This window comes from Sphingomonas sp. AP28 (genome assembly GCF_056680455.1).
This window is the reverse complement of sequence record NZ_CM155283.1, coordinates 2958454-2979969: the sequence shown is the minus strand read 5'-3', so window position 1 is coordinate 2979969 and position 21516 is coordinate 2958454. Positions and strand designations below refer to the sequence as shown.

23 protein-coding genes are annotated in these 21516 nt (G+C 65.9%); 3 read left to right on the top strand and 20 right to left on the bottom strand.

The genetic code is table 11. The annotated features are described in order from the left end of the window. Position 1: 1 nt before the first annotated feature. The 4 genes from AC1MH0_RS13745 to AC1MH0_RS13730 are packed head-to-tail and all read right to left on the bottom strand — an operon-like array spanning position 2 to position 2442. Positions 2-616 carry a nicotinate-nucleotide adenylyltransferase gene (locus AC1MH0_RS13745; RefSeq protein ID WP_480963240.1) on the bottom strand — a complete coding sequence of 205 codons (615 nt, stop codon included), beginning with the start codon at positions 614-616 and terminating at the stop codon, positions 2-4. Continuing rightward, the gene (locus tag AC1MH0_RS13740) at positions 613-897 is read right to left on the bottom strand and encodes a type II toxin-antitoxin system RelE/ParE family toxin (protein WP_480963239.1); all 285 of its coding nucleotides are present in this window, start codon (positions 895-897) and stop codon (positions 613-615) included. The genes AC1MH0_RS13745 and AC1MH0_RS13740 overlap by 4 nt, the downstream gene beginning before the upstream one ends. Then, on the bottom strand, positions 888-1148 hold the full coding sequence (locus AC1MH0_RS13735) for a CopG family ribbon-helix-helix protein (RefSeq protein ID WP_480963238.1): 261 nt from the start codon (positions 1146-1148) through the stop codon (positions 888-890). Before AC1MH0_RS13735 ends, AC1MH0_RS13740 begins: the two co-directional genes overlap by 10 nt. Before the next feature lie 31 nt (positions 1149-1179). After that, entirely contained in the window at positions 1180-2442 is a 1263-nt protein-coding gene (locus tag AC1MH0_RS13730) for a glutamate-5-semialdehyde dehydrogenase (protein WP_480963237.1), read from the bottom strand. A gap of 77 nt (positions 2443-2519) precedes the next feature. Here AC1MH0_RS13730 and AC1MH0_RS13725 point away from each other — a divergent pair, with 77 nt between their 5' ends. Then, positions 2520-3629: a DUF3667 domain-containing protein gene (locus AC1MH0_RS13725; protein WP_480963236.1), complete on the top strand. Its 1110-nt coding sequence runs from the start codon at positions 2520-2522 to the stop codon at positions 3627-3629. A gap of 133 nt (positions 3630-3762) precedes the next feature. Here the strand turns inward: AC1MH0_RS13725 and AC1MH0_RS13720 are convergent, their stop codons facing one another. The 7 genes from AC1MH0_RS13720 to ruvB all read right to left on the bottom strand — a co-directional run bounded on the left by AC1MH0_RS13720 (position 3763) and on the right by ruvB (position 13080). Beyond that, positions 3763-4140: a hypothetical protein gene (locus tag AC1MH0_RS13720; protein WP_480963235.1), complete on the bottom strand. Its 378-nt coding sequence runs from the start codon at positions 4138-4140 to the stop codon at positions 3763-3765. Positions 4141-4203: 63 nt separating this feature from the next. Then, the gene (gene ftsH / locus AC1MH0_RS13715; protein ID WP_480963234.1) at positions 4204-6192 is read right to left on the bottom strand and encodes an ATP-dependent zinc metalloprotease FtsH; all 1989 of its coding nucleotides are present in this window, start codon (positions 6190-6192) and stop codon (positions 4204-4206) included. A 100-nt stretch (positions 6193-6292) separates the two neighbouring features. After that, positions 6293-7258 (bottom strand): tRNA lysidine(34) synthetase TilS, encoded by a 966-nt coding sequence (gene tilS / locus AC1MH0_RS13710; RefSeq protein WP_480963233.1) that lies wholly within the window; start codon positions 7256-7258, stop codon positions 6293-6295. A 190-nt stretch (positions 7259-7448) separates the two neighbouring features. Further along, positions 7449-8372: a hypothetical protein gene (locus AC1MH0_RS13705; protein WP_480963232.1), complete on the bottom strand. Its 924-nt coding sequence runs from the start codon at positions 8370-8372 to the stop codon at positions 7449-7451. A 95-nt stretch (positions 8373-8467) separates the two neighbouring features. Further along, complete coding sequence (locus tag AC1MH0_RS13700) at positions 8468-9442, bottom strand: helix-turn-helix domain-containing protein (RefSeq protein ID WP_480963231.1); 975 nt, start codon at positions 9440-9442, stop codon at positions 8468-8470. A 108-nt stretch (positions 9443-9550) separates the two neighbouring features. Further along, positions 9551-11824 (bottom strand): phosphoenolpyruvate--protein phosphotransferase, encoded by a 2274-nt coding sequence (ptsP, locus tag AC1MH0_RS13695; protein WP_480963230.1) that lies wholly within the window; start codon positions 11822-11824, stop codon positions 9551-9553. Positions 11825-12054: 230 nt separating this feature from the next. Beyond that, positions 12055-13080, bottom strand: a complete 1026-nt coding sequence (ruvB, locus tag AC1MH0_RS13690) for a Holliday junction branch migration DNA helicase RuvB (protein ID WP_120299517.1) — start codon at positions 13078-13080, stop codon at positions 12055-12057. Positions 13081-13133: 53 nt separating this feature from the next. Here ruvB and AC1MH0_RS13685 point away from each other — a divergent pair, with 53 nt between their 5' ends. Beyond that, positions 13134-14042, top strand: a complete 909-nt coding sequence (locus AC1MH0_RS13685) for a 2-hydroxyacid dehydrogenase (RefSeq protein ID WP_480963229.1) — start codon at positions 13134-13136, stop codon at positions 14040-14042. 153 nt (positions 14043-14195) lie between these two features. Here AC1MH0_RS13685 and ruvA read toward each other — a convergent pair whose 3' ends face one another. The 5 genes from ruvA to AC1MH0_RS13660 all read right to left on the bottom strand — a co-directional run bounded on the left by ruvA (position 14196) and on the right by AC1MH0_RS13660 (position 18150). Then, positions 14196-14795, bottom strand: coding sequence for a Holliday junction branch migration protein RuvA (gene ruvA / locus AC1MH0_RS13680; protein ID WP_107963179.1), 600 nt, complete (start codon positions 14793-14795; stop codon positions 14196-14198). Between the two features lie 82 nt (positions 14796-14877). Further along, positions 14878-15792 (bottom strand): hypothetical protein, encoded by a 915-nt coding sequence (locus AC1MH0_RS13675; RefSeq protein ID WP_480963228.1) that lies wholly within the window; start codon positions 15790-15792, stop codon positions 14878-14880. A gap of 313 nt (positions 15793-16105) precedes the next feature. After that, positions 16106-16612: a crossover junction endodeoxyribonuclease RuvC gene (gene ruvC, locus AC1MH0_RS13670; RefSeq protein ID WP_480963227.1), complete on the bottom strand. Its 507-nt coding sequence runs from the start codon at positions 16610-16612 to the stop codon at positions 16106-16108. A gap of 195 nt (positions 16613-16807) precedes the next feature. Next, positions 16808-17551, bottom strand: coding sequence for a YebC/PmpR family DNA-binding transcriptional regulator (locus tag AC1MH0_RS13665; RefSeq protein ID WP_480963226.1), 744 nt, complete (start codon positions 17549-17551; stop codon positions 16808-16810). Positions 17552-17580: 29 nt separating this feature from the next. After that, complete coding sequence (locus AC1MH0_RS13660; protein ID WP_480963225.1) at positions 17581-18150, bottom strand: DUF1003 domain-containing protein; 570 nt, start codon at positions 18148-18150, stop codon at positions 17581-17583. Between the two features lie 113 nt (positions 18151-18263). On the opposite strand from AC1MH0_RS13660, the gene AC1MH0_RS13655 reads away from it, so the two are divergent. Further along, the gene (locus AC1MH0_RS13655; RefSeq protein ID WP_056051716.1) at positions 18264-19727 is read left to right on the top strand and encodes a helicase HerA domain-containing protein; all 1464 of its coding nucleotides are present in this window, start codon (positions 18264-18266) and stop codon (positions 19725-19727) included. 4 nt (positions 19728-19731) lie between these two features. Here the strand turns inward: AC1MH0_RS13655 and AC1MH0_RS13650 are convergent, their stop codons facing one another. From AC1MH0_RS13650 to AC1MH0_RS13635, 4 genes are all read right to left on the bottom strand, one after another. Beyond that, positions 19732-20175, bottom strand: a complete 444-nt coding sequence (locus tag AC1MH0_RS13650; protein ID WP_480963224.1) for a nuclear transport factor 2 family protein — start codon at positions 20173-20175, stop codon at positions 19732-19734. An 80-nt stretch (positions 20176-20255) separates the two neighbouring features. Next, complete coding sequence (locus AC1MH0_RS13645; RefSeq protein WP_480963223.1) at positions 20256-20555, bottom strand: DUF1294 domain-containing protein; 300 nt, start codon at positions 20553-20555, stop codon at positions 20256-20258. After that, positions 20552-20980, bottom strand: coding sequence for a hypothetical protein (locus AC1MH0_RS13640; protein WP_353470453.1), 429 nt, complete (start codon positions 20978-20980; stop codon positions 20552-20554). Before AC1MH0_RS13640 ends, AC1MH0_RS13645 begins: the two co-directional genes overlap by 4 nt. An 86-nt stretch (positions 20981-21066) precedes the next feature. After that, positions 21067-21309: a DUF2312 domain-containing protein gene (locus AC1MH0_RS13635; protein WP_197942503.1), complete on the bottom strand. Its 243-nt coding sequence runs from the start codon at positions 21307-21309 to the stop codon at positions 21067-21069. Positions 21310-21516: the final 207 nt, after the last annotated feature.

The following is a 21516-nucleotide window of genomic DNA, read 5'->3' as shown; positions in this document are numbered from 1 at the left end:
GTCAGCTCCTGGGTAAGACTACCGGACCAGCAACGCGCTGAGCCCAGTCGGGATTTTCGGCGCGCAGGCCGGTTGCGGAGGTCGGGTCGGGTCGGAAGCGCAACAGCACGAGGGCCGGCAATCTCCACGTCGTCCAGCTCTTCGCATGGTCTGTGCGCCGTTGGAAGCGCCGCAGCCAACCCATCGCGGGGGCCGCGAGGGCGCGCCCGTCATATCCCGGACGCGCGATTACCGCAATCGGAACCTCGCGAGCGATCTGCCGCCAGTTCTTCCACCGGTGGAAGTCGGCAAGATTGTCCGCCCCCATCAACCAGATGAAGCGAATTTTTGGGTAACGGCGCTTAAGCTTGCGGATCGTGTCGAGCGTGTAGCGCGTGTGCAGCCGCGTCTCGATATCGGTTGCGCGGATCGGCGTGCGGCGGGCCATCCGTCGCGCCGAGGCGAAGCGCGCGGGGAGCGGCGCCATGTCGTTGGCCGCGTCCTTGAGCGGGTTGCCGGGAGACACCAGCCACCACGCCTCGTCGAGCGCAAGCGCGTCGATCGCCGCCAACGTGATGCCACGATGCCCGCGGTGCGCGGGATTGAACGACCCGCCGAGGATACCGACATGGGTCAAGACTCGATGAACCAATTCTCACGTTCATGATGCACCCGAACGACCTGCCCCACATTGCCGACTATGCGATATCGAATGAGATAGGGCGTATTGAACACGCGCAGGATACGGTAGCCGCCGCTATGCGGGCGTCCCCCTCGCGGAAAATTCTTGAGAAACCTGCACCTGAAGCGGATAGCGACCAATATCCGCAGCGCCCATTCGGGATCGGCTTCGGCAGTCAGCCAGTCATCGATACCTCGCAAATCGTCCAGCGCCGGCGTCGGCCAGTCTATCCGCATCGTGATTTGTGGCGCTCGATCATCTGATCGAGTTCCGCCATTACCACCTCGTGCGGCACGACATCGCCCCGATCCGCGGCATCGATGCCGACCTGAATGAAAGCGTGGTAGTCCGCTTCGCTTTCGGCGACCCGCCTGATCACCTCGGCTGCGAACTCGGCACCCGTGATACCTTTCGACGCTGCCAAGCTGTCGACGATTGCCATCGTGTCGGTGTCGAGTTCTGCCGTAATTCGCATAGAAGCGCCCATAACCGAACGCTACTCCTTCAAAGCCACGGCATCAACCGCGCACCTGGCCGGTGCCACGGCCGATCCATTTGTAGGTGGTGAGGCCTTCGAGCGCGACCGGGCCGCGGGCGTGGAGGCGGCCGGTGGCGATACCGATCTCCGCGCCGAGGCCGAACTCGCCGCCGTCGGCGAACTGGGTGGACGCGTTCCAGAGAACGATCGCACTGTCGATTGAGGTCAGGAAGCGCTCGGCAACGGCGGCGTCTTCGGCGACGATCGCATCGGTGTGGTGCGAGCCGTGGCGGGCGATATGCGCGATCGCCGCGTCGATGCCGTCGACGATCGCGACCGAGGCAATCGCGTTGAGATATTCGGTGTCCCAGTCGGCGGCGTCGGCGGCGGCGATCTCGGGAACGAGCACGCGCGCGCTTGCGTCTCCACGGACTTTACAGCCCGTTGCTGCGAGACTTTGGATTAAGGTGGCTGACTCCGCGTAATCCCGATCGATCAGCAGCGTTTCCATCGAACCGCAGACGCCGGTGCGGCGCATCTTCGCGTCGACGACGACCGCCGCCGCCATCGCAGGATTTGCCGACGCGTCGACATAGACATGGTTGATGCCGTCGAGATGCGCGAGGACAGGCACGCGGGCTTCGTCCTGCACGCGCGCCACGAGGCTCTTGCCGCCGCGGGGGATGATCAGGTCGATCGCCCCGTCAGCCTTGAGCATGGCGCCGACCGCCGCGCGATCGGTGGTCGGCACGAGTTGTACCGCCTCCACGGGCACGCCACCCGCTTTCAGTCCCTCGACCAGCGCTGCATGGATCGCACGGTTGCTCCTCACCGCCTCGGACCCGCCGCGCAGGATCGCTGCGTTGCCGGCCATCACGCACAACGCCGCAGCGTCCGCGGTGACGTTGGGGCGGCTTTCGTAGATAATGCCGATGACGCCGATCGGCACACGGACGCGCGAGAGCTTCAGGCCGTTCGGACGCTCGCTGGAGTCGATCACCTGCCCGACGGGATCGGCGAGCGCCGCTACCGCCGCTACGCCGTCCGCCATCGCCGCGACCCGCGCCTCGTCAAGCCGCAACCGGTCCAGCAGCGCGCCCGACAGACCTGCCTCGGCTGCGCGCGTCATATCTTCGACATTCGCCGCAACGATCGTCGCCGATGCTGCCCGGATCGACCTGGCCGCCGATGCCAGCGCCGCGGCCTTCCGCGTGGACGGCATCGACGCCAGCACCAACGCAGCAGATCGCGCGCGGCGGCCCATTTCGGCGATCAGTTCGGTCGGATTCTCTGCGTCGGCCATGCCGCACGCACTACCATGCGAAGCCTCTCGCGCCAACGTCGCGAACTCGTTACGCTGCCGATATTGCAGGGGGACGCATGACTGGGGATATCGGAGCAGCGGCGGATATCGCCACGGGGACAGTCGTCGGGCGCGCGTTCGAACCAAGCGCGGGTGAGGCACAGGTTGCGCAAACCGGCCACGGTCCGGACGGCGCGCTGTGCCTCAATTGCGGGACGCGGTTGTTAGGCGAGCACTGCCATGCCTGCGGCCAATCGGCGCATGTCCACCGCTCGCTCGGCGGGATCGGGCATGAGATTGCTCATGGGGTTTTCCATTTCGAAGGCAAGATATGGCGGACCTTGCCGCTGCTTGTGCTGCATCCGGGTGCGCTCACGCGGCGGTACGTCAATGGCGAGCGGGCGCGGTTCGTGTCGCCGCTGGCGCTGTTCCTGTTCACCGTCTTCCTGATGTTCGCGACGATCGGCGCGGTCGGCGGGGAAATGACGAAGGACTTCATCCGGGACGATCGCACCGGCAAGACGTCCGACTATGCACACGAGGCCGCCAGGGCTCGCCTCGCGCTGAACAATGTCGAGGCGCAGCAGGAGGTTGCGAAGCGTGCGCCCGCCAAATATTCGAGTGAACAGCTTGCCACGCTCGATCGGCAGGCGAGCACGCTGCGTACTACTGTCCGTGCGCTCGGGGTCGCGGCCGATATGCAGAATGGCGGCGCCAACGGTACGCTGGTCGACCTAGGCGATTTCAAGACCGGCTGGGAACGGCTGGACCACGGCATCGCCAAGGCGAACGGCAATCCGGGCCTTATGTTCTACAAGCTGCAGACCAGCGCGTATAAATACAGCTGGGGCCTGATTCCGTTATCCGTGCCGTTCATGGCGCTTCTTTTCCTCTGGCGACGCCAACATCACCTCTACGACCACGCGATCTTCGTGACCTATTCGCTCGCGTTCATGATGCTGCTGACGATCGTGTTGATCATCGCGGGCGTGATCGGCGTCGCAGAGGGCTGGATCGTGATGGCCGCGATGTGCGTGCCGCCAGTCCATATGTTCGCGCAGCTTCGTGGGGCTTACGAGTTGCGGAAGTGGTCGGCGGCTTGGCGAACGGTGGCGCTGTTGACGTTCGCGTTCACGGTCTTGCTCGCGTTTACCGTGCTGTTGTTGCTGCATGGGCTGACGGACTGAACGTTATCAGGCGGGTTTTGCCAACCCCCGTTCGTGCTGAGCGAGGTCGAAGCACCTGCGTGCGGGGCATGTCCTTCGACTTCGCTCAGGGCGAACGGATGAAAGAAGACCTGCTCAACCTCCCCCAGATACCTCAGCGGCAGGGGTAGAGGTTCGCCAGGACGCGGGCGTAGCCGTCCTTGAGGGGGCGCTTCTGGTAGCTGGCGGGGAGTTCGTTGAGGCCGTCGAGCATGTCCATGATGCCGACGGACTCGCCTTCCGGAACGCAGGCGATCGGTGGCTTGCCGGCGGCGGCGCGGGCGGCGCGTTCTGCCTTCAACTGATTGGTTGCGGCCTTGGCTTCGGCCTTCAGTGCAGGAAGGTCGGGGGACATGAGCGCCATCGGGCCCTGGTCACGCAACGCGTTGGCGCGGGCCAGGAAGGTGCCGACGGTCATCGCCGCGCTCGCCGGCATTGCCGCGCCGACCATAAGTAGCGCTGCGGTCACAGCCTTGGAACGCGAATACGACATGGGCGGCCTTTCCGAGAAAAGACCGCCCATAGAGCTACTTAGGTGACTGCCCGGTGAACCGGATCACGCCCCCAAAGGGGTTGGCGTACCGAATGGTCCCGACGGACGACGGGTCTTGGGGATCGACGTCCCCGCACGCGGGACGGTCGACGCCTTCGCGCCCGGATCCGGACGATCGAGATCCTCGCCGGCGATCAGCCTCTTGATCTCGTCACCGGTCAGCGTCTCGAACTCGAGCAACGCGCCGGCCACGGTGTGAAGCTGGTCGACGTGATCGCTCAGCACCTGCTTGGCGCGGTCGAGACCACCTTCGACGATCCGCTTGATCTCGTCGTCGATCAACTGCGCGGTCTGGTTCGACATGCGCGACGGACGGCTTGACGAGTAACCGAGGAAGGATTCGCCCTCGGGCTCACCGTATTCCAGCGGGCCGACCTTGTCCGACATGCCCCAACGCGTGACCATGTCGCGGGCCAGACCCGTGGCGTACTGAATGTCGCCCGAGGCTCCGCTCGAAACCTTGTCGTAGCCGAAGATGACTTCCTCAGCGACGCGGCCGCCCATCGAGACCGCGAGGTTCGCGTACATCTTGTCGCGGTGATAGCTGTACGAGTCGCGCTCGGGCAGACGCATGACCATGCCCAGCGCGCGACCGCGCGGGATGATCGTCGCCTTATGGATCGGATCCGATGCCGCCTCGTGCATCGCGACGACGGCGTGGCCGGCCTCATGATACGCGGTCATCCGCTTCTCGTCGTCGGTCATGACCATGCTGCGACGCTCTGCGCCCATCATGACCTTGTCCTTGGCCTCCTCGAACTCGGCCATCGCCACCAGACGCTTGCCCTTGCGCGCCGCATGCAGCGCCGCTTCGTTGACGAGGTTGGCGAGATCGGCACCCGAGAAGCCGGGCGTACCGCGTGCGATGACGCGTGCATCGACGTCGGGCGCGAGCGGCACCTTCTTCATGTGGACTTCGAGGATCTTGATACGACCCTCGATATCCGGCCGCGGTACCGTGACCTGGCGATCAAACCGGCCCGGACGAAGCAACGCGGGGTCGAGCACGTCGGGACGGTTGGTGGCGGCGATGATGATGATGCCTTCGTTCGCCTCGAAGCCGTCCATTTCGACCAGCAACTGGTTCAGCGTCTGCTCACGCTCGTCATTGCCGTTGCCGAGACCGGCACCGCGATGACGACCGACTGCGTCGATCTCGTCGATGAAGACGATGCACGGTGCGGACTTCTTCGCCTGCTCGAACATGTCGCGGACACGGCTCGCACCGACACCGACGAACATCTCGACGAAATCGGAACCCGAGATCGTGAAGAACGGCACGCCAGCCTCACCCGCGATTGCGCGGGCGAGCAACGTCTTGCCGGTACCGGGCGAACCGACCAGCAGCGCGCCCTTGGGGATCTTGCCACCAAGACGCGCGAACTTGGTCGGGTCCTTCAGGAACTCGACGATCTCCTCAAGCTCTTCGCGAGCCTCGTCGATGCCAGCGACGTCCTGGAAGGTGACCTTGCCTTCCTTCTGCGTCAGCATCTTGGCACGCGACTTGCCGAAGCCCATCGCACCGGAACCCGAGTTCTTCTGCATCTGCTTCAACACGAAGAACGCGATGCCGAGGAACAGCAGGAACGGCAGCGACTGATACAGGAGCAGCGCAAGCATCGACGGGCCCTCTTCGGGCTTCGCGCTAATCGAGACGCCCTTCTCGCGCAGCTTCGGCACGAGCGTCGAATCCGGGATGGGGTACGACTTGAACTTCTCGCCCGAGGACAACGTCCCCGAGATGATATCGCGCGAGATGTTGACGTCCTTGACGGTGCCCTCGTCGACCTTGTCGAGGAACGCCGAATACGCGATCGTATTGCCACCCGACGCCGCGGTGCGGCCGTCGAACATGGTCACGAACAGCGCCAGCGCGAGCAGGATGCCGACCCATATCAACAGGCTCTTCATCCAAGGATTGCCGCCGCCGTTCTCGGGGCCGCCGTTTCCGGGGCCCTGGGGCTTCTGACCGCGGTTGTCGTTGTCGCTCATGGGTGCACGATACCTTTCAGCGCACAAGATAAGCGCCCGCAGGTTAATGGCAATGGAACAACGCGCGACTTGCGTTGATCAGTGTGAACGGACCGGCACGTTACGCAGTTCTGCGCGGTGGGGCTTCGCGGAACCGCCAGACGTCGCCGCGGACGCTGGCGATGATCCCGGCCTGCGTGGTGCGCTTGCCGGTCATCAGCGAGTCGAGCAGGCTTTCGATATTGGCCGCCTCGGTCCATTCGGGCGCGACGATGCCGGCGTCTTTGCGGACCGTGCCGATCGCGCGGCGCGCGAGGCGGCGGAGGATTTCGCGGGGCAGCTTCTCGACCGCGAGCTTCACCTCGCCGCCACCGACCTTGGCGCGTTCGGTCCAGATCCACTCGACCATCGCGCGGACGTCGGTGTCGGTCTCGGCAAGCGCGGCGGCGGCGCGCGCGAGGTTGGGCGTGCCGAGCCATTCGTTCTGGTCGAGCAACCGACGGAAGCGGGTGCGATCGTGGCGGTCGTCGTGGTTCGAGGGGTCGTCGAAGAACGGCACTTCGGCGCGACGGACGATCGCACGGAGCTCGGCGCGGCGCCAGTCGAGCAAGGGGCGGATGACCGTGACGCCGTGGACTTCGGTGCGGGCGCGGACACCGGCGAGGCCGGCTAAACCCGACCCGCGCGCGGCGCGCATGAGGAAGGTCTCGGCCTGATCGTCGGCGTGGTGGCCGGTGACGAGCGCCCCTGCCCCGATCGCACGGACGTGGTCGGTGAGGAGGGCGTAGCGCGTGGTGCGCGCCTGCGCCTGGATGCTCGCGCCGGTGATCGGTTCGCTGGGGGCGAGCGTGGCGTGTGGAATGCCGAGCGCTGCGCAATGCGCGGCGACCATGGCGGACTCCTCCACCGCTTCGGGACGAAGGCGGTGGTCGATGCTGGCGACCGTGAAGCCGGGCGGCAGGGCTTCGTGCGCGAGGGTGAGCATCGCCATGCTGTCGGGGCCGCCGGAGACGGCGAACAGCGGGTTGACGATGTCGCTGGCGAGGCGCGCGAAGGCGGCGGCGAAGCGGCGTCCTTCTTCGGTCATGCGGCGAGCGTCATCATCGTAAAAAGTCCACCCCGGCGTTGGCCGGGACCCAGTTGGGAAACGTTGCTGATCGAGCGCTGCGATCCGTTACTGCGACCTTTCCAACTGGGCCCCGGCCTCCGCCGGGGTGGGGCCGGTTCGCGAGGTGCAGACACGAACAGGCGGTCACGCTTAACCATAAAGATATCGCTTACTTGCACTTCGCCGCGCTGCGCCCAGCGGCAACCTGCCCCTTCATCGCCGACGCCATCTTCGCGCCGTAGACGTCGTTCAGCTCGTCATACACCTTGCAGGCATCCGCCGGCTTGCTGAGCTTGGTCAGCGCCTGCCCCAGATACAGCAAGCTGTCCGGCGCGCGCTCCCCCTCGGGCATCTTCTTGTAATTGTCGTAGAACGCCATCGACGCGAGGCTCGGCTTGCCCTCGTCGAGATACGACCGGCCGAGCAGGTTCTGCGCGTAGCTGGCACGCTTGCTCTTCGGGTATTCGGCGACGACCTTCTTCAGCTGGGCCTCAGCCTGCGGGTATTGCTTGGCCGCCCAGAGGCGATAGCCGTACATATACTCGTCCTCCGCCGGATCGCCGGTCGAGGGCTTCTCGACCGAGACCCTGGTCGGTGTCGCCGCGCCGGGCTTGCTCGCCGCTTCAGGGCGCGCGGTCGGGCGCGAGGGGCCGCTCGACTGGTCATCGGATTCGATCGGGCCGCCAGTCCCCGCACCCGTCGCGATCGGTGCGGGACCGGTCTCGAGCGTCTTCAGCCGCGCGTCGTTCGAGCGGCGGTAATTGTCGAACGCGTCCTGCAACTGGCGCGTGCGGTTCTGGTTCTGCTCGATCTGCTCGGTGAGCGAGGTCATCTGCTGTTCGAGCGACGTGACGCGCTGGTTCACGTCGGCGAGCGCGCTGGTCGCGGGTGAGCCGGGCCCGGGGCCCTGCTCGCTCTGCGGCGCGCGGACTTCGGGCTGGAGCATCTGGCCCGCACCGCCCGGGAAGACTTTCCGCTGGACCGCGCGCATTTCGCTCTCAAGCTTGCCGACGCGACCCTCGACGTTTTGTGCCTGTACGGCAGCGGGCAACAGCGCCGCGAGGCAGACGCCGACCAGAATTGACTTACGCATGGGTCACACCCCCCGGTGATTGGTTAATCGTCCGGGTATAGCTGCACTACCCATCCTGTCGCCAGCCTTAAGACCCTGGCGCCGGTCTGCCGCCATTATGGATTGGGCGTTGCCGTAGCGGCAGGCGGCGGGTTGGCGGCGGCGTCGAGGTTGGCGCGCTGCGTCTCGCTCAGCCGACGACGTGGCGTACGCGGGCGGTTGGCGGTACGCGATCGCTCGGACGACCGCGTCGACGTCGGCGTCGCTTCGGTCGCGGCAGGCGTCGTCTGAGGCTCGGGCGTGCCGGCGATCCGCGCGGCAATCGCCGGCGCCCCCACGGACACGTCCTTGATCGCGCGCTCGCCGGTGCCGAGCGCAGGGGCAGCGGCGCCGTTAAGCGTCACCGCCAGCTTGTCCGCGCGACCGATGTTGATCTTCGGATCCTTGGCGTCCTTCGGCACGTCGAACTTCTCACCGGGCTTCATCGTGCCTAGGTACAGCGTCTTGTTGTCGGCATCGTAGACGCGCATCCATACCTCGTCCGAGGCGGTCAGCGTGACCTGCCCGTTGGCAGGCGTGGCCGGCGCAGGGACCGGTTGCGCGGTCTGCGCGGCGGGGTTCGGCGCGGTCTCGGCGATCGGCGTCGTGGTCGAGGCGTTGTTCGAACCGCGGAACATGTCGGTTCCGTACCAGAGCCCGACCAGCACCAGCATCGCGATCGCGATCCCCAGCGCGACGATCGCGAGCCCGCGCGAGGGCACGCGCGACGGATCGGTCATCTCGTAGAGTTCGTATTCGGGCTTCTTGCTGCCCAGCTTGGCGACGTCACTACGGACGATGTTCGCGATCTGCACCTCGTCGATGCCCATCGCGCGTGCATAGGCGCGGCTGAACCCGACCGCGTAGGTCGAGGACGGCAGCGTCGAATAATCGGATGCCTCGATCGCTTCGAGGTGACGCAACGGCACGCGGGTACGCGTCGCGATATCCGCGACGGTCAGGCCCTGCGCCTCGCGCGCCTTGCGGAGAATGTCGCCAGCACGCTCTGGTTGAGCCGGTGCTGCGTTCTGGCCGGTTTCGACCTCGTCCATTCTTATCTCCGAGCGCGGGCGCGTAGCGTTGCCCGCCATGGCACCCGTCTTTCAGAGGCCCTTAGCCGTGTCAACGCACCGAACGTCTTAACCGCAGCTTTCCCCGGATCAGACGATTTCGACGCCGTTCTCGGTCGCCCAGGTCGTCAGCGCACCGCGCATGTCGCGCGGCGGGTTGGCCAGCAGTCCTGCCATGTATGCGGTGAGCGCGGCGCGATCGAGCGAGCGAGTCATCGCCTTGATCGGGCCGACCGCGGCGGGGGTGATCGACAGCCGCTCGATGCCGAGCCCGATCAGCGCCATTGCCTCCAGCGGACGCCCACCCATCTCACCGCAGACCGCCAGATCGACCGAGGCATCGCGGACCGGCGCGACCAGCCGTGCGATGAAGCGGAGGATCGACGGGCTGAGCCAGTCGTAGCGCTCGGCGAGCTTTGGATTCGCGCGATCGGCGGCGAACAGGAACTGCGTCAGGTCGTTAGTGCCGATCGACAGGAACTCGATCTTCGGCAGCAGGATGTCGAGCATTTCGGCGAGCGCCGGCACCTCCAGCATCGCGCCGTAGCGGATCGCCAGCGGCATCTTCCGCCCGCGTCCTTCGAGCCAGGTCCGCTGTGCCTCGAACAGCGCGCGCGCCTCGTCGAACTCCCACGGCTCGCTGACCATCGGGAACATCACGTTGAGCGTGCGACCGGCGGCGGCTTCTAGGAGGGCGCGCGCCTGGACCTTCATCAACCCGTCGCGCTCCAGGCCGAGGCGCAGCGCGCGCCAGCCCATTGCCGGGTTCTCTTCGTCGGAATCTTCCTTGTTGAGATACGGCAGCGCCTTGTCGCCGCCGATATCGACGGTGCGGAAGATCACCGGGCGATCGCCGGCCGCGTCGAGGACTTCGCGGTAGAGCCGCTGCTGACGCTCGCGCTGCGGCAGCGTAGCGGAGACGAGGAACTGGAATTCGGTGCGGAACAGGCCGATGCCGTCCGCGCCGGTCACGTCGAGCGCGGCGACGTCGTCGCGCAGGCCTGCGTTGACCATTAGGGTCAGCCGATGGCCGTCCTTGGTGATCGGGGGCACGTCACGCAAAGCCGCGAACGCCGCCTTGCGCTTCTGGCGCATCGCGAGCCGCGCTTCGAACGCTTCCTCCATTGCCGCCGAGGGTCGGGCGAAGACGTTGCTTTCCGCGCTGTCGAGCAACAGCATGTCGCCCTCCGCCACGAGGCGGCGGATGTCGCGCACGCGGCCGAGTACGGGTACGCCCATCGCGCGCGCGACGATCGTGACGTGCGCGGTGAGCGAGCCTTCTTCGAGGATCACGCCCTTCAGCCGGCGCTTGTCATATTCGAGCAGTTCGGCCGGACCGAGGTTGCGCGCGATGAGGATGGTGTCCTGGCGAAGGCCCATTTGCGCGGCGGTGCCCATCTGGCCCGAGACGATGCGGAGCAGCCGGTTCGACAGATCCTCCAGATCGTGCATCCGGTCGGCGAGCAGCGGATCGTCGATCTGGCGCATGCGCTGGCGGGTGCGTTGCTGGACGCGTTCGATCGCCGCCTCTGCGGTCAGGCCGGAGTCGATCGCCTCGTTGATGCGGCGCGCCCAGCCCTCGTCGTACGCGAACATCTTGTAGGTCTGGAGCACTTCGACGTGCTCGCCGCCGACCCCGAATTCCGCCTCGCGCGTCATCCGGTCGATGCCTTCGCGCATCTTGTCGAACGCCGCGTAGACGCGGTGGCGCTCGGCATCGGTGTCCTCGGCAACGGTGTGCTCGATGTGGATGCGCGGCTGGTGGTAGACCGCAAAGCCTGCGCCCATGCCGTCGACGAGCTTCTGGCCGGGGATGCGCATCGCCGCGGTCGACTGCGGCCGGTCCGCGCCGCCGCCAGTGGTGTCGATCAGACCTGCGTTGGCGATCAGTTCGGAGAGCACCATCGCGACCGTCTGCAACGCCTCGATCTCGACGTCGGCATATCGGCGACGGTCGGTGTGCTGGACGGCCAGGACGCCCACGGAGCGTTCGCGGCGGATGATCGGCACGCCGGCGAAACTGTGGAAGCGGTCCTCGCCGGTCTCGGGCTTGTAGGCGAAGTCGGGGTGGCTTGCGGCTTCGTCGAGGTTGAGCACTTCGACATCCTCGGCAATGGTGCCGACGAGGCCTTCGCCGAGCGCGAGCTTGGTGACGTGAACGGCAGCCTGATCGAGGCCGCGGGTCGCGAACAGTTCGAGCACGCCTTCGCGCAACAGGTAGATCGAGCAGACTTCGCTGTCGATCGCGGTGGCGATGATGCCGACGACGGCGTTCAGCTTGGCTTGCGCGGAGGTGCGCGACGCCATCACGTCGTGAAGGCTGGTGAGGATTTCGCGGGCGGAGGCGGCGGCCGAAAGGGGCATTCGCGTTGGCTATCAGATGAAACGCTTGGGTGCCACGCAACAAAAGCAGTGTTGGGGTGAAGTTCGATCGATCTGGCGGTGTGGATTCTTACAAGTGTTTGTTGATTATGGCTTCTCCCCTCCCTGGAAGGGAGGGGTTGGGGGTGGGTCGGCTCGTTTGAGCCACCGCGGTCTCGGTATGCGGAAGCCGACCCACCCCCTGCCCCTCCCTTTCAGGGAGGGGTGAGAAGTCAGGTGTCGAACAGGCCGTCCTGGCTTCCGGCTGGTGGGTTCAGACCCAGATGCTTCCAGCCGCCTGCGTTCAGGAACCGACCACGAGCGGTGCGCGCGATCAGGCCCAACTGGATCAGATACGGCTCGATCACTTCCTCGATCGTGTCACGCGGCTCGCTGAGGCCTGCCGCAAGGGTCTCCACGCCGACTGGGCCACCGCGGTAGATGTCGGCGATCATCATCAGATAGCGGCGGTCCATCGCATCGAGCCCGAGCGAATCGACCTCCAGCCGGTTGAGCGCTGCATCCGCAGCCCGCGCGTCGACCGTCTCGTGTCCAGCGACATTGGCGAAATCACGCACGCGTCGCAGCAGACGCCCGGCGATGCGCGGCGTCCCGCGGGCGCGGCGCGCGATCTCCATCGCGCCGTCCTTGGCGATCCCCAGTCCGAGCAACCCCGCCGCGCGCGTGACGACGCGCTCCAGCTCCTCGACCGTGTAGAATTGCAGCCGCACCGGGATGCCGAAGCGATCGCGCAGCGGCGTCGTCAGCAACCCCTGCCGCGTCGTCGCGCCGATCAGCGTGAACCGCGGCAGGTCGATCCGCACCGATCGCGCGCTCGGCCCCTCGCCGATCATCAGGTCGAGCGCACGGTCTTCCATCGCGGGGTAGAGCACCTCTTCGACCGCGGGCTGCAACCGGTGGATCTCGTCGATGAACAGCACGTCGCCATCCTCGAGATTGGTGAGCAGCGCAGCGAGATCGCCCGACTTGGCGATCACCGGGCCCGAGGTGGCGCGGAAGCCCACCCCCATCTCGCGCGCGACGATCTGCGCGAGCGTCGTTTTACCGAGCCCCGGCGGGCCGAAGAACAGCACGTGATCGAGCGCATCGCCACGCGATTTTGCGGCCTGGATGAAGATGCGCAAATTCTCGCGTGCGGCCTTCTGCCCGACGAATTCGTCGAGCGTCTTCGGGCGCAGCGCGGCGTCGACGTCTTCGGGACGCTTGGCGGCAGTCAGGATGCGGTCTGTATCGGTCACACCCTGCGATAGCGCGCTCGCGGTGAAGGGGGCAAGGCGGCTATAAGTGTAGGATGACCAACGAAACCTCGCATCCCGATTTGTATCTGCTGGGCGGAGTCTCGGCCAAGCTGGAGGCGACGCTCGCCGAGCGCTTTACGCTGCACCGCAAGGATCCGCCGGCGACGACGCGCGCGATCGTCGGTGGCGGGAGCAGCGTGGTGGATGCGGCGCTGCTCGATCGCCTTCCCGCGCTGGAGATCATCGCGATCCACGGCGTCGGTTACAACGGGATCGACCTTGCCGCGACCAAGGCACGCGGCATCGCTGTGACGACGACGCCGGACGTGCTGACCGACGACGTCGCGGACCTTGCGATCGGGCTTATGCTGGCGGTGCAGCGGCGGATCGTCGCGAACGACCGTGCGGTGCGGGACGGCGGGTGGCAGGTCGATCTCGCGCGCCGGGCTAGCGGGCGGCGGATCGGGATCTTCGGGCTGGGCCGGATCGGCAAGGCCATCGCGAGGCGTGCTGCGCCGTTTGCGAGGGAGCTCCATTATACCGCGCGCTCCGCCAAGCCGGATTTCGCGGGCGTGTTCCATGCCGACATCGCTTCGCTTGCGGCGGCGTGCGATGTGCTGATCGTTGCCGCACCCGGGGGTGACGCGACGTCGCATATCGTGGACGCGGATGTTCTCGGGGCGCTTGGCGAGGACGGTATTTTCGTCAACATCGCTCGGGGTAGTCTGGTCGACGAACCGGCGCTGGTGGCGGCGCTTCAGAACGGGACGATCGCTGGGGCGGGGCTCGATGTGTTCGCCGACGAACCTGCGGTTCCCGACGCGCTCAAGGCGCTGGATCAGGTTGTCCTGTCACCGCATCAGGGTAGCGCGACGGTCGATGGGCGGGCGGCGATGGCGGCGTTGGTGGTTGCGAACCTCGATGCGCATTTTGCCGGACGACCGCTGCCGACTGCACTCTGAGACGGGGACTTTTGGGAAACTAAGTCCCCCTTTCGGTTCGCCTTGAACGAAGTCGAAGGGTGTGCCCCAAGAGAAGGTGCTTCGACTTCGCTCAGCACGAACGGAAGGTGGGAGCGAGCGGAGGGTTAAGAGCGGACTGAACGAGTCCGAACCCTACGACTTCGACGCCTTGCGCAGCGCCAGCCGGACCAGCGCGTCGAGTGAGGCCCCCGGCCCCAGCTCCTCGTCCGCTGCGGCCACCGCGACGCTCGCCTCGTTCGGGCGGAACCCGAGGTTGAGTAGCGCCGACACCGCATCCGCGGACGCGCCGGGCGCAGCGTTGACTACCGCCGGTCCGAGACCAAGCGCGATGCCGCCGACCTTGTCCTTCAATTCCATTACGATACGCTGGGCGAGCTTGGGTCCGACGCCGTTGGCGCGCGCGACCATCGCTTTGTCGCCACTGGCGATCGCACGGCTCAAATCGACCGGCTCCAGCGCCGACAGGATCGCCAGCGCAACGCGGGCACCGACCCCCTGCACGCCAGTCAGCAACCGGAACCAGTCGCGCTCGTCCGCGCTGGAGAACCCCACGAGCCGCTGGAAATCCTCGCCCACCAGCAATTCGGTGAACACGGTACAAGCCTCACCTATCGGGCCTAAGGCCGACAGCGTGCGCGCCGAGGCGCCGACCAGATAGCCGACGCCGCCGACGTCGATCACGGCATGGTCGATGCCGGTCGAGTCCAGCCGTCCTTTGAGATGCACGATCATTGGATCAGGCGGTAGAACATCGACGGCGCGACGTCATCCCGTCAAAATACCGGCTTCCCGGCTCGATCGACGCGCACGCCGGTCAGGCGTTCGGTTGCGGACGACCCTGCTCGCCCGTCGGACGGTTCTGGACGGGCGCAGCGGCCTTCGCGGCTTCGTGCAGCGCCTGGGTCGGCGCGCCGATCACCATCGCGCGGGCACGCAGGCTGGCGCGCAGGAATACGGTGTCGGACGCGATGAAGCGGCGCGGGGTCGTGCCGAGAAACGTGCCGGCATCGCGGAGGAAATGCGAGGCGTCGAAATAGCTGCTGTCGATCTTTGAATAGTCCGCCATGCCGTCCGTCCGGATCAGGCTGATGAACGATCGCAGGAACCGCGCGCGCCTCAGCAACAGCTTTGGCGGCATGCCGAAGTGGCGCGTTGCCATGCGCCGCAGTTCATGCGTCGGGATGTCGAGACGGTCGGCGACCTCTTTCATCTCGATCACGCCGTCGGTGACGGTCAACGCGGTGAACGCGCGGATCAGATCCTCGCGCGGGTGCGGACGGGTGAAAAACGCGCCGAACACCGCATCGAGCAACGGCTTGATCATCGTGTCGTCGTCGAGCGCGTCGAGCCCTTCGACCAGCCGCGCGGAGAGATCCGACCTCAGCGCCGAACTGAGCGGCACGACGCGGTTGTGGAACTCGCCCGCCGACCGCGCGGTGAGCCGCGACCAGCCGAGCGCGCTGAGGCCAATGCCCACGGCGATCCCGCCACGCGTCTCGGTCCGGAAGGCGCGGCTGGTCGGGCCGTAGAAGCTCGCACGATCGAGCGGGCCGAAGCGATGGTTGCCGACCGACACGGTCAGCGGCCCGGCGTCGACCAGCACGGAGATCATCGCCGGTGCCGGCAGATACCAGTTGAGCATCGGCGTACGGTCGTTCGAGGCGTAGATCGCATACCCCGTCAAATACTCGGACAGCGCGGGATCGGGCAGATCGTACCGCATCGTCATGCCCGCGGGCATCGCAAACGCCGAGGCCGGAACATTGTTGCTGTTCGTTCCACCTCGTACGTGTTCGACAAGCATCGCGCCGCCCTTAATCTAAATTAATCTTCATGAGCGCGCTGCCACAGCGGTACGGGCTTGGCTATCAAAACTTGATTGATATATACTTTAGGCAGATAGGCTACGATCTCGTCCAAAATGAACCGAATTTGTCCGAGTGGATATTGGCGTGATCTGGGTTCTTCTCACGCGATAAACAATGCTACGGGCGCTCGACCCGAAAGACCCCGTCATCCGTTGGTTGGGCTATGCCAGAAACTCAGGTACCCATACCACTACGACGCGCCAGAGCGGCAGCGCTTGCGACGTGATGGGCATGGGTAATGGCGACCGCCAACGCGTCCGCGGCATCGGGGCCGGCGAGTTTCGCACCCGGTAGCAGCACCGCCATCATCGCCTGGATCTGCTTCTTGTCCGCGCCGCCAGTGCCGACGACGCCTTTCTTGACCGTCGACGGGTGGTATTCGCCGATATGCAGCCCAGCGCCCGCCGCCGCGAGCAGGACGACACCGCGTGCTTGGCCGAGCTTCAGCGTCGACTGCGCGTTGGTGTTGCCTAGCACTTCCTCGACCGCCGCGCCGTCGGGGCGCTCGGTGCGGATGACGTCGATCAGCGCGTTGTAGAGCGCGGTGAGGCGGCGGGGGAGCGCCATCGACGGATCGGTCTTGATCTGGCCGTTGGCGATATGGCTCAGGCGGTTGCCGTCCGCACGGATGACTCCCCAGCCTGTGGTGCCGAGGCCGGGGTCTAGTCCGAGGATGATCACGAGAAAGGAGAAGGTTGGTTCGCGCGGAGACGCGGAGACGCGGAGGGGGTGCGTTCTTGGCGATCGTCTCGCGTCAGCGGGACTTTCAGTTCTCCGGGCCGGCCGGCAGAAATGAGGCCGCTGGCGCGGAGGACATCGCCGCGAAGCACAACTCTCCGCGTCTCCGCGTCTCCGCGTGAACCAACCTTCTTCATCTCAACTGAGCGTTTCCATGATCTCGTCGGAGATTTCGTAATTGCCCCAGACGGTCTGCACGTCGTCGTCGTCGTCGAGCGCGTCGATCAGCTTGAACAGCGTCGCCGCATCGTCCGCACCGACCGCGACCATCACCTGCGGACGCCAGGCGAGCTTCGCGCCTTCGGCCTCGCCGAGCTTGGCTTCCAAGGCCTTGGCCACTTCGTGCAGGTCGCCCTGCGCGGTCCAGACTTCATGGCCGTCCTCGCTCGACGTAACGTCCTCGGCGCCAGCCTCCAACGCCGCTTCGAACACCGTGTCGGCATCGCCTGCGCTCGCCGGATACGAGATCAGCCCGACCCGGTCGAACGCGTGGCTGACCGAACCGCCCGCGCCGAGGTTGCCGCCGTTCTTGCCGACCGCGACACGCACGTTGGTCGCGGTGCGGTTGCGGTTGTCGGTCAGCGCCTCGATGATCAGCGACACGCCGCCGGGGCCGAAGCCCTCGTAGCGGATTTCTTCGTAATTCTCCGCATCGCCGCGGCTCGCCTTGTCGATCGAGCGCTGGATGTTCTCCTTGGGCAGCGACGCCGCCTTGGCCGCGTTGACCGCCGCGCGCAGGCGTGGATTCATGTCGACATCGGGCAGGCCCATCTTGGCCGCGACCGTGATTTCCCGGCTGAGCTTGCTGAACGCCGACGAGCGCTTCTTGTCCTGCGCGCCCTTGCGGTACATGATATTCTTGTATTTGGAATGGCCTGCCATCGGTGCCTCTTTAGCTGATGGCCCCGCTCTTAGGCGTCAGGCGCGGATTTCGCCAGACCGTCGGTTCCCAAGCCCGCAAGGGCGTCGATCTTCGCCTCGATCGCGTCGAGCCGGGCGAGCACCAGATGATCGATCTTGTGATGCACGCGCAAAATGTCGAGCTCGGCGCGCAGGTTGGTCTCGTAGTCGAGGCTCGCCGCGAGCCGGTCCTTCGCCGATTGCCGGTTCTGGCTCATCATGATCACCGGCGCCTGGATCGCGGCCACGGTCGACAGCAGCAGGTTGAGGAAGATGTAGGGATACGGATCGAACGCCCGCCCGAAATGCGCGAGGATGTCCGAATTCAGCAGCATCCAGCCGATCAGCACCGCGCTGAACGCGATGATGAACCCCCATGACCCGCCAATCGCCGCGACGCGGTCCGACAGCCGCTCGCCGAACGTCGATTGCTCGTCCGAGACGTCGGCGGCGTCACGGCTGACGGTGGTCCCCGCCTCGATGCCGGCGAGAACGCGGCGCTCCTCGTCGTCGAGGTCGCCCGGCGCCTTGCCGAGCAGTCGCTGCGAAAGGTCGGCGAGCAGGGATTGTTTCGTGGCCATGAGTCGCGCCCTAGCCGGGATTGCGGATTATGCCAGCGCGCAAAGCCCCCGCTTGCGACGGAAGCGACAAAGACTCCTTGCTCCCATGCGCCCGCACCTGCCAAACGCGCGGCATGACGGTTAGCGTGAATATGGGCACCGACGGCAATGGTACTGCCGTCGGCGTCGACCTGGAGGAACTACTCGCCACCCGCCTGTTGGTGCAGGGCAATTCGGGCTCGGGGAAATCGCATCTGCTGCGCCGCTTGCTCGAGCGATCGGCGGGGCATGTCCAGCAGATCGTGATCGATCCGGAAGGTGACTTCGTGACGCTCGCCGGACCGCATGGTCATGTAGTGATCGAGGCGGGCGACTACAGCGAACGCGAGATTTCGCGGATTGCTACGCGGTTGCGCGAACACCGGACATCCGCCGTGCTGAGCCTTGAGGGGCTTGAGGTCGAGGGCCAGATGCGCTGCGCCGCGTCGTTCCTGTCCGCGCTGTTCGATGCACCACGCGAGCATTGGTACCCGGTGCTGGTGGTGGTCGACGAAGCGCAGATGTTCGCACCGGTGACCGGTGGCGAAGTGTCAGAAGAGGTACGCCGCGCGTCGCTGGCGGCAATGACCAACCTGATGTGCCGCGGCCGTAAACGCGGCCTCGCCGGGGTGATCGCGACCCAGCGCCTGGCGAAGCTGGCGAAGAACGTCGCGGCGGAAGCGTCGAACTTCCTGATGGGCCGCACTTTCCTCGATATCGACATGGCGCGTGCGGCGGATCTGCTCGGCATGGAACGGCGCCAGGCCGAAGCGATTCGCGATCTCCAGCGCGGCACGTTCATGGCGCTCGGTCCGGCGGTGTCGCGGCGTCCGATCACCGTGAAGATCGGCGACGTCGCGACGTCTGCGCGGAGCGGCAGCCCGAAGCTCACCCCCCTCCCCAGCGCCGCGCCGATGGACCTGCAGGACCTGCTGTCCGAACCGGTGGTCGATGCCCCCGAACTCGGCCTGATGTTCGATTCGCGCCCGCGTCGCGTGCCGGCGGAGGAACTGCTCGACGGCATCGCCCGCCCGCCCGAACCGCGCACCGCCGCGCCGCCGCCGCCTGAGAAGACCGACGACGAGGTCGAGGCGGTCTACGCCGACGTCTTCCGCGCGATCGTCGAGGATCCGGAGTCGACGCTGCGTCCGCCATCGGTGCTGTTCCAGGATTTCCAGGTGCGCTGCCGGATGGGGGGCCTCGCCAAGCCGCCGCTCGACCTGCCCGGCTTCGTGCGGCGGCTGAGCTGCGCCCGCGCCGGTATTTTCGACATGACGGACGAGGCGTGGACGGCGGCACTCGACGTGGCGAGCGGCCTGCCCGACGACATGCTCGGCGCGTTCCTTTTGGTGGCCCGCGCGGCACGTGAAGGCGAGCCTTGCCCGTCTGACGCGCGCATCGCAGCGACGTATGGTACGAGTTCGCTTGGCCGGGTGAAGCGGCTGATCGGCTACATAGAGAGCCGCGAACTGATCGTCTGCCGCACCGATCTGGCCGGCAAACGCTCGATCACAATCCCAGGGCTGGGCTGGACGACGCTGCCGGCGGAGGCGGCGTAGGTCGTCATCCGCGGATCGGGGTGAACTGCAACGACACGAACTGCCAGTCGCCCTTGATCCGTCGCGCGACAAAGCCGGCCCGCAGCGCGCGCGTCTGCATCTGACCGTCCTTGCCGGGCATGGTGTAGGCGATCCGCATCGTGACGACGCCGATCGTGCCGGCGGGCCGCGCGACGGTTTCGGTGATCGTCATCGGCGGTGCCGCCGATTTCTTGTCGGCTGCGTAGAACCCGATCACGCGCTCGCGGGAATCGACCTCACCGACGGGCGATACTTCCTGGTATTCGGGCGCCATCATCGCGATCATCGCCGCCTGATCGAACTGGTTGCGGACCCGGACGAACGCCTCGGCACGCTGACCGAGTTTTTGGGTGTCGACCTCAACCGATTGCGCCGCGACAGGAACACTAACCAATGATGCCGCCGCAATCCCCAGAAATACCCGCATTCTTGCCCCCCGATGCAATGTTGCATAACGGCAATACACCTAAGCTTCAGGTGCAGCAATAACGCTGCCGGTTGCCGAACCTAGAATGCGAACGCGATGGCGAGACCTGCGACGACGCCGACTTGTACCATCGCGATGAGCTGGAGCCGACCGACGAATGGTTGCTTCCGTGTCTTGTGCCGGTAGCGATTGCGCGCCCAGAACGCGCCCGGGCTGCCGCCAAGTGCCGCGAACCAGAGCAAGCGGGATTCAGGAATGCGCCACGCGCCAGTCGATGATCGCCGCTTGTCGAGCGCGAACGCGGCGACCGTGATGACGTTGACCAGCACCAGCAAGAGGACGGCCGTGATGACGGCAAGCGCACTATTCGGCGCGGTCAACGGTCCTCGCAACGGATCCGCATTTTAACCATGCGAACCTCTGCACGCTCGCCCGCATTCGCGCGCATCTTGACCATGTGATCTTTCACACCAATCTGGAATTCCGCCGGCCCGGTGACAGTGCATACCATCCCGTTGGCGATGCTGGCACACGCATCGACATATTGGCGTGCGTTAGTGATGACCGAGTCTTCAGCCGGACCGAGCCCCATCGAAACATAGCTCGATCCACCGAACAGCGCGGTACCCAGGCCGCCGAGCGTCTTCAGCTCCCATGCGGCGTGGCCGTCGGACGGTTTCGCCGTTTTCATACCGAGCTCGGTCGCGATCCGCTGGCAGAAGCTGGCGTTGGCCGCCCCCTCATCCGACTGGGCGGGGGCGGCCATAGTGGCCAGCGCGAGGGCGGCGAGGAAACGGATGTTCATAGCCGGACACTAATCCACAACCGATGACAGTTTTGTTAAGCACGTCAAAACCGACGCGTTTGGCCGTCTCACCGCCCTGGCGAAACTCAGATCATCCCCAACGCCTGGAGATACACCTCGAGGATCGCTTCCTCCTCCTGATATTCTTCCTTCTTCTTCTTCCGGATCGACAGGATTTTCCGGATCGCCTTGGGGTCGTAACCGCGGCCCTTGGCTTCGGCCATCACGTCCTTGATGTCGTCCGAGATACCCTTCTTCTCTTCTTCGAGACGCTCGGCGCGCTCGATCAGCAGGCGCAGTTCGTCCGCTGCGACCGCGCCGCCGCCCATGCCGTGTTGCCGTTCGTCAGACATCGAAAATTCCCCACTCGCCAGCGCCCACGCGCCGGTCAAAAGCCAATCAAGATACAAGCCCGCACCGGTGATCGCCGTCCGGAGACGTCCTGAATCATGCCGAATTGGGTGCGGGCCAGCGTCTAGGCGTTTACCGTGTTCGGCTCAAGCGACCCTTCGGGGGATCGTCGCGAATCAATTGCG